Source organism: Rahnella sp. RcJ3, assembly GCF_009498575.1.
GTDB classification, from domain to species: Bacteria; Pseudomonadota; Gammaproteobacteria; order Enterobacterales; family Enterobacteriaceae; genus Rahnella; species Rahnella aceris.
Genome location: NZ_QSNX01000004.1, coordinates 352,014 through 360,570 on the forward strand (window position 1 = coordinate 352,014; position 8,557 = coordinate 360,570).

At 48.0% G+C, this 8,557-nt stretch carries 6 protein-coding genes; 4 read left to right on the forward strand and 2 right to left on the reverse strand.

What is annotated here, in order from left to right; genetic code table 11:
• Positions 1-145 precede the first annotated feature (145 nt).
• The gene (locus tag DXU84_RS08020) at positions 146-1,270 is read right to left on the reverse strand and encodes a site-specific integrase (RefSeq protein WP_153375354.1); all 1,125 of its coding nucleotides are present in this window, start codon (positions 1,268-1,270) and stop codon (positions 146-148) included.
• A 406-nt stretch (positions 1,271-1,676) separates the two neighbouring features.
• Between DXU84_RS08020 and DXU84_RS08025 the strand changes: the two genes are divergently transcribed.
• Positions 1,677-3,224: a PAS domain-containing methyl-accepting chemotaxis protein gene (locus DXU84_RS08025; protein WP_013577823.1), complete on the forward strand. Its 1,548-nt coding sequence runs from the start codon at positions 1,677-1,679 to the stop codon at positions 3,222-3,224.
• 72 nt (positions 3,225-3,296) lie between these two features.
• On the opposite strand, the gene DXU84_RS08030 is transcribed toward DXU84_RS08025, so the two are convergent.
• On the reverse strand, positions 3,297-4,844 hold the full coding sequence (locus DXU84_RS08030; RefSeq protein WP_153375356.1) for a methyl-accepting chemotaxis protein: 1,548 nt from the start codon (positions 4,842-4,844) through the stop codon (positions 3,297-3,299).
• A gap of 845 nt (positions 4,845-5,689) precedes the next feature.
• Between DXU84_RS08030 and tssB the strand changes: the two genes are divergently transcribed.
• The 3 genes from tssB (at position 5,690) to tssJ (ending at position 8,423) form a co-directional block, all read left to right on the forward strand.
• A complete protein-coding gene (gene tssB, locus DXU84_RS08035) occupies positions 5,690-6,184 on the forward strand; it encodes a type VI secretion system contractile sheath small subunit (protein WP_013577825.1) in 495 nt (164 codons plus the stop codon).
• Between the two features lie 31 nt (positions 6,185-6,215).
• A complete protein-coding gene (tssC, locus tag DXU84_RS08040; protein ID WP_153375358.1) occupies positions 6,216-7,817 on the forward strand; it encodes a type VI secretion system contractile sheath large subunit in 1,602 nt (533 codons plus the stop codon).
• 63 nt (positions 7,818-7,880) lie between these two features.
• Positions 7,881-8,423 (forward strand): type VI secretion system lipoprotein TssJ, encoded by a 543-nt coding sequence (gene tssJ / locus DXU84_RS08045; RefSeq protein ID WP_112151599.1) that lies wholly within the window; start codon positions 7,881-7,883, stop codon positions 8,421-8,423.
• Positions 8,424-8,557 lie beyond the last annotated feature (134 nt).

Here is an 8,557-nt window from a genome sequence, read left to right on the forward strand (position 1 = left end):
ATTAGTCCTCTGTCTTCTTGCGTTGCCAAATCAATACACAATTGTAGCAGGTCACATCTTTGGCTTATTCCCGGTCTGGTTTTTACCGGCTTTATATTCTCAATCGTCAGACATTAACATAACCTTAAAATCGGGCCTATGCTCGCTATCTCTCCATAAACAACAGCGAAATTTCACGAACATGCAGAGATTCGCCCTCAAAATGATGACGTAAATCGTAGTAATCTGGTGCATCAATGATGCCCTGAATATTGTCAGAAAATGCTTCCAGCGCCTGTTTCATCTGCGGCAGATAATCGTGAGTGTCATAAACACGGTCGATCCCTTCAAGCGAATGATTCATAATTTTGCGCGCAACATCATTCGGCACATTCAGGGAGGATAACTTGGAACGCGCCGTACGGCGTAAATCACGGGTGGTAAAAGCATCAATCCCCGGACCCCGTTCCGCACGTAGCAGGCGGCGTATAACCTGTGTCACCGCACCGCGTGATAACGGTCTTTGTGCATCGAGCGGTGAAGGCACCAGCCAGGGACTGTGTTTCGGACTGGCTGATAGAAGAGCATTGATGCAGGTGATCATTAATGGCGTCAGCGGCAGGTTGTGATCACGGGCCGATTTATTGCGCGTACCCTGTCGCCAGATGCCGATCTGCAAATGGAACTCATCTTTTCTGGCGCGCACCACTTCATCTGGTCGTCGTGCAGTCAGCAGGCACAAGCGCAATGCCCAGCGACATTGTTCAGAAATATCCCATAAATCAAGGCTATGCCAGAAAACCCAGATTTCAGCATCGGTTAACGTTCGTTCGCGTGGCGGGGTATTCCGGCCGCCGACGTCGCGGCGCTTCATGGTACTTAGTGGCGAATGTGCCAGATATCCCTGGGTTTCTGCCCAGCCAAAAAATTGCTTACAAAGCGCGAATACCCGTTTTGCTTCTGAAACTTTCCCGTCCGCCAGCAGTACATTAAACAAACGGTTCAGTCGTAAACGGGTGATTTTATTCAGAGGCACTTCGCCGATCACTGGCAACACATGTTTCATCAGGGATGAAACAGCAATTTCTGGCCGGCGTCGTGTCAGGATCAGTGAAAGCCGGATCCAGATATTGATCACCTGCCCGACCGTTGCATTGCCCTCCTCATCAAAATCATCCAGTTTGGCAAGCGGTGTCATTTTCACATTCTGCAGATAAGCCAAAACATGCTGACCAACATTTCCGGCAGCAAAATCTCCTTCGACTGTTGTTACGGATCCGATCTTACTCATCTGCCCAATTTCACCTCAAAAATCACAGGCCGGAGTTATAACAAGCCTGAGGATCTTAGGCAAAAGGTTTATGACTCCAGACCTATTAAGTCTGGAGTCACACAGATCATTAATAACGAAAAATAGAGCGATTATGAAGGGGATTTATGGTGAGCCAGCCGTTGTGTGTTGTTCATAAAATCAACAGACATGATGATATAACGCATATTTTTTACTCATATCTTCGTTATACGTTATGAATTGGCGAAAAAACCGACGTTTTCACCCGTATGCATTCGCCCTAATAACGGTTGTCGTCATAAATAACGTCATGTTTCCCTAAAGAAAATTTTGCTTATGCCGAAATGTTAATAGTTAAGGATCCTTAATCTCACTTAAACCGCAGTCTGGCCATGGAAATGTCACTATGCGCAATAATCAGCCAATATCACAACGGGAATATCAATACCCTGACGACGCAACATTGATGTCAACGACAGATGCCGAAAGCCGTATTACCTACGCCAACGATGCATTTATAGAAGTTAGCGGTTTTGCCAGTGAAGATATTATCGGGCAGCCTCACAATGTTGTGCGCCATCCCGATATGCCTCCTTCGGCATTCAAAGATATGTGGGCTACATTACAACAGGGTTTCCCCTGGACAGCACTGGTGAAAAACCGCCGCAGCAATGGCGATCATTATTGGGTACGTGCCAACGTCGTACCGATCATTCGTGGCGGTAAAACCAAAGGTTACCTTTCTGTCCGCACCAAACCGACTACTGCAGAGATTAATGCAACCCAGGCGCTTTATGACAAAATGAATCGCGGTGAACTGAACAACCGCCGCTTGCATCGGGGATTGTTGATCCGTACCGGCATTACCCGCAGTTTTTCTATTTTAAAAACGCTTTCTGTGCGCTGGCGGATCCGCAGCGGTTTGCTGGTTTTACTCGTCCTTAACTCACTCGTCATTTCTGCGCTGACTGCCCTGCCCGTGATACAGATGAATACCGCATTGGCACTCAATGCATTTTTCATTCTGTTGCTGAATTTCTGGATGGAATGGCAGATTACCCGCCCGGTCGAACAGCTTTGCAGTCAGACCTTGCGCGTTGCCAGCGGCGCGAGTCATACGATCACGCCAATGGAGCGGGTCGATGAAATTGGTATGACGTTACGATCTGTTGGCCAGCTCGGATTGATTTGCCGTTGGATGGTGGATGATGTCAACGACCAGGCGCACAAAGTCCGCACGGCCAGTGAGTCACTGGCGAATGGTAATGAAGCCCTGAGTCAACGTACTGAACAAACTGCCGCTAACGTTGGACAAACTGCTGCAGCAATGAATGAGATGAGCACGACAGTTGAAAGCAACACACAGACGGCAGCCGAAGCCGACAAACTTTCACTGATAGCAAGTGCGGCGGCAGAAAAAGGCAGCAATGCTATGCAGGAAGTTGTCGGCACTATGCAGGAAATCACCGGCAGTTCGCGACAAATTGCCACCATCACCAATGTTATTGATGGCATCGCTTTCCAGACGAACATTCTGGCGCTCAATGCCGCAGTTGAAGCGGCTCGCGCGGGTGAACAAGGCAAAGGCTTCGCCGTGGTTGCCGGAGAAGTGCGCAGCCTGGCACAACGAAGCGCCAGCGCAGCCAGCGAAATTAAACGCCTGATCGACAGCAGTGTGGAAACGGTAGTGTCGGGATCGAAGCAGGTTGATCAGGCAGGGAAAACGATGGCCGACATCGTCTCTCAGGTGCGAAATGTGACGTCACTCATCGGGCAAATCCGAAGCGCCACTGGCGAACAAAATCAGGGATTACTGGATATTGCCAAAGCCATTGAAGAACTGGACCGCATCACACATCAAAATTCCATTCAGGTTCAGGAAGGTGCCAATGCTTCTTCAGGTCTGAAGCAACAGGCCGACCGTCTGGTTGAAGCCGTGGGGGTGTTCCGGTAACGTTATTCAGTAAAATAGAGGCGGCTAATCACCGCATCTATTTCAATAAGCTATGTCATTACAACGATCTGATTACACTGTTGCCAGTCTGAACGCTGATACTGAGCGGGTCAGATGAAGAACCTGTTCTTCCAGCGAGGCCGCTGCGGCAGCCGATTCCTGAACCAGCGCTGCGTTTTGTTGCGTCACGCCATCAATTTCTGTCACCGCCTGTTCAATCTGGCTAATCCCGCGGCTTTGTTCATCAGAGGCTATCGAGATATGTTCCATTAATATATTAATCTGAGTGACAGAGGAAATGATCGCTGAAATGGAATCGCCGGTGCGTGAGACCTCATCCGACCCTTCGCGAATATTCGCCACCGATTCAGAAATCAGACTTTCGATTTCTTTTGCTGCCATGGCGCTGCGCTGCGCCAGACTGCGCACTTCACTGGCCACCACTGCAAATCCACGCCCCTGCTCACCCGCGCGTGCCGCTTCAACAGCGGCATTGAGCGCCAGAATGTTTGTCTGAAAAGCGATACTATTGATCACACCTGTAATATCTTCGATTTTTTTCGAACTGCTGTTAATACGCCCCATCGTACCAATCACGTCCTGAGCGACTTTCTCGCCTGCGCGCGCGTTTTGGACAGCTTCACGTGTCAGACTGCTTGCCCGGGAGACATTTTCGGTATTTTGTTTTACCGTCGCACCAAGTTCTTCCATGCTGGCGGCGGTTTGTGTCAGCGCTGCGGCCTGTTGTTCAGTGCGGGAAGCCAGATCAATATTACCTGCGGAGATTTCCTGCGATGCATGCGCCACGGTATGGCTGGTGTCGCGTACCTGCCTTATAATTCTGGTCAGCGACTGACGCATATGTTCTATCGACTGCATCAACTCTTCAATCTCACTGCGGGATTTGGCCTTCACCGGTACTGGCGTATCGAGATAACCTTCAGCAATCTGACGGCAGTGATCGCGAGAACTCAGCAGCGGTAGCAGAACAAAGCGCTTCATTAACACCAGAACACTGATAATGATGATCAGAAATAACAAACCAAAACCGACCGTCAAACCGATACCAAATTTGAAATGACTTTGTGCAACATTATTAAAATTTTTTGCGTACTGTTCATGGAGGGCCAACACTTTATCCAACACGATTTCATACTGACGATCGAGTTTCACCACCGCAGGGATCCGGGCTTTGAACGCTGCCTGATCACCGGACTTTGCAGCGTCAATCAAGGGCTGGATACCGTTCTGGCGATAGTCCTGGTACGTATTGCGGTATTCATCGGCCAGTTCACTTTCACCAGGCAATTTCGGCACATCAAGATACGTCTGAAACGCCGCATCGGCTTTACCGATGACCTCAGTGACTCCGTCCAGAGCAGATTTTGACTGCTGACCGTCTCCATTTTCAATTTCTTTCATATATTCCATCACGCGAACACGCGAGGTTCGGCTGTGGTTAATGGGGTCGATAATAGAAAGCACCACACGGATTTCCTTGTTCACATCATCCAGTGAATGATTACTCCGGGTGAGCAGCCAAACATTCGAAAGCATACTGGTGAAAAAGAGTGCGAAAAGAATAACAAGAACAAGTAAAGACGACTTTTTAAGCGACATCGGGAGATTCTCAAAATAAAGCGGGAATCTGTTTATCGGCATTCCTGTTCAAATATTTAATATTTCCAGCGCACTATCTGCAATTTGTGGCACGATGATCGACCGTAGGAGAAATTTCCGAACATGTTTTAAAGACGTTTACTGCAGTCAAAACACCTGTGAGTAATCTGAGTGTTTTCCAAAAAATTATTGTCAACACTTACATTAAAGATATAAATATGACCTCATGCAGGATACTTACCCCTGCTTATCGTTATTAATACAACTAACCCCACTAAAAATGAAAAAATTTTCATGAAACTTTTTTTGAAAATTAATTGTAAACATTATCACCGTGAATACTATTATTGTTTTTTATAGAGTAATGATTATGAATTAAATACGATACTGAGTTAAGTTGAATGGTTTTAATGAAGTGATTTAAAAGAATAGTTAATTTATTTTTTGTCACTTTTTACTTGAAACTGCAGACCCTCATAAAATTTTACTTAAGTCACACCCGCATTCTATAAGGCCTGCTGCAAGTTTGGATAAAACTCCTATATATCAATGAACATAAGCGAGTGTGTCACGCCGCACCAATAGAAATGTTTTGTTACACCATTTAAATGTCAATGCTGCGTAATATTTACCTAAAATGTCACCACAGGTATTTACCTGCAATATTATTTTCAGAAAAATTCAAAACACACTGCGAAATGTTTCTCATAAATATTTTGAATCGCTTGTGACCCTGAATTATTCCGAAGTTTTCCTCGGAAAAGGATGTAGTTTTGGCAGGGTTGCCAATATCATATTTTAAGAATCATTGGCAGCGTTTATCACTCTATAAGTAAGGGATAAGCATGTCTAATAGCTTCCAGAATGAAATTCCGAAAGCGCGCGTTAACATAAAACTTGATCTACACACTGGCGGCGCACAGAAGAAAGTCGAATTACCGTTAAAATTGATGGTAATGGGTGATTACAGTAATGGAAAAGAGAACCGTCCGTTATCTGAACGCGAAAAAGTTAACATTAATAAGAATAACTTTAACAGCGTACTGGCTGAATTCAGCCCTTCACTGAACCTGACCGTGGAAAATACGCTAACAGGTGATCGCAGCGAAGAAAATATCTCTCTAAATTTCAATGAAATGAAAGATTTTGAGCCAGAACAGGTTGCCCGTCAGATCCCCCAACTGCGCGCGATGCTGGCAATGCGTAACTTATTACGTGACCTCAAATCCAATCTGCTCGACAACGTCACCTTCCGTAAAGAGCTCGAAGCCATTCTAAAAGATCCTGCGCTGAGCAATGAACTGCGCACTGAACTTAATGCCCTGGCGCCAAAGGCGTAATTGCCTCCACTTAATGGATTAATGCGAGATAATGCTCATGTCAGTCAACACTGAAAACTCTTCTTCCAGCCAGACAACGGTTCTGGATCGCCCTGAAGCCGGTACGGTATACGCTTCCCTGTTTGATAAAATCAACCTGACGCCTGTGTCCTCACTGGGTGATCTGAACGATTTTCAGGATACGTCTGCGCTGGCCGATGTCACCGCTGATCAGCGTGTCACTGCCGCTGTACAGGTCTTCCTTGAGCGCCTGAAGCTGTCCGGTCAGACGGTTGAACGTCTGGACAAAACCCTGCTCGATCATCATATCGCCGAACTCGACAGCCAGATCAGCCGTCAGTTGGATGTGGTCATGCATCACCCGGAATTTCAGCGTATTGAATCCGGCTGGCGTGGTCTGAAGTTCCTGGTTGATCGTACTGATTTCCGCCAGAACGTAAAAATTGAACTGCTGGATGTGTCTAAAGACGACCTCCGTCAGGACTTCGAAGATTGTCCTGAGATCATCCAGAGCGGCCTGTACCGCCATACCTACATTCAGGAATATGACACTCCGGGCGGCGAGCCAATCGGTTCTGTGATTTCCAACTACGAGTTTGACGCGTCGGCGCAAGATGTCGCCCTGCTGCGTAACATTTCTAAAGTATCTGCCGCTGCGCATATGCCATTCGTCGGTGCGGTCGGCCCTAAATTCTTCCTGAAAGATTCCATGGAAGAAGTGGCGGCGATTAAAGATATCGGCAACTACTTTGACCGTGCGGAATACATCAAGTGGAAATCCTTCCGCGATTCTGACGATTCCCGCTATATCGGTCTGACCATGCCGCGCGTACTCGGTCGCCTGCCGTATGGTCCGGATACCGTTCCTGTTCGCAGCTTCAACTACGTTGAAGAAGTGAAAGGTCCGGATCACGAGAAATATCTGTGGACAAACGCGGCGTTCGCCTTTGCGGCCAACATGGTGAAAAGCTTCATCAAAAATGGCTGGTGTGTGCAAATCCGTGGCCCACAGGCGGGCGGTGCAGTGACTGATCTGCCGATCCATCTGTACGATCTCGGCACCGGCAATCAGGTGAAAATCCCGTCAGAAGTGATGATCCCGGAAACCCGCGAATTTGAATTTGCCAATCTGGGCTTTATCCCGCTGTCTTACTACAAAAACCGCGATTACTCCTGCTTCTTCTCCGCGAACTCTGCGCAGAAACCGGCGCTGTACGATACTGCCAATGCCACTGCAAACAGCCGCATCAATGCACGCCTGCCGTACATCTTCCTGCTTTCACGCATCGCACACTACCTGAAGCTGATTCAGCGGGAAAATATCGGCACCACCAAAGACCGTCGTCTGCTGGAACTGGAACTGAACACCTGGATCCGTACGCTGGTCACTGAAATGACTGACCCGGGCGACGACCTGCAAGCCTCTCACCCGCTGCGTGACGCCAAAGTGACCGTCGAAGATATCGAAGACAACCCGGGCTTCTTCCGCGTGAAACTGTACGCCGTGCTGGGTTTACAGGAAAGCAAACGTGACAGCCTGCCGCAAAGTATGACCGTCAGCCTCGGCACCTATCAGGGTGTACATGAAGAACCCTTGCTACCCGCTGAGTCGGGAGAATACCGGTTCCGTTAACCCTGCAATCAAGACATTGCAGGGACACAATATTTTTTGCGAATGAAGAAAAAGGATGCCCTGATGGCAAAAATAATTTCCTCACCTATAAGATGGCAGTATTTCAGCCTGTTTCTGCTCGCGGCTCTGCTTAGCGGATGTGGCCTGACTCAGAAAGTGGTCGATGGCACCAAAGGCGTGACCAAAGCGATTTTCTATAAGCAAATTAAAACACTGCATCTCGATTTTTCCCCGCGCACTTCTATGAACACAGATGAAGGCGATCAGTCATCACTTGCCACCATGGTGCGTGTTTATCAGCTTAAAGATCGCAAAGCCTTTGACGCCGCGGATTATGAAAAGCTGCTGCTTCAGGCCGACAACCTGTTAAAAGCCGATGCCCTGGCCTCTAAGGAAGTGCTGGTGATGCCGGGCGGTGATGTATCACTGGATATGCCCATGGAACCCGATGCTCAGTTTGTCGCCGTGGTGGCGTTGTTTCGCAACCCGGACAGACAACATGATACCTGGCGGGTGGTCCTGAAACGGGAAGAGCTTGATCCCGACAAGCCCCGCACGCTGGAACTCAGTAACGGGCAGCTTACGTTGTTACCACTCAAAGATTAAATGGAGGTTTCTGTGGTTGATATCCTGAAAAATCTTCTCCCTGATGCGACAGGTTTGTCCCGCTACTCACTTGATATCTGGAACAGCCCTTACAGTCTGGACGTGCTGAACTTTCGCGGCGAGGAACAGCTCAG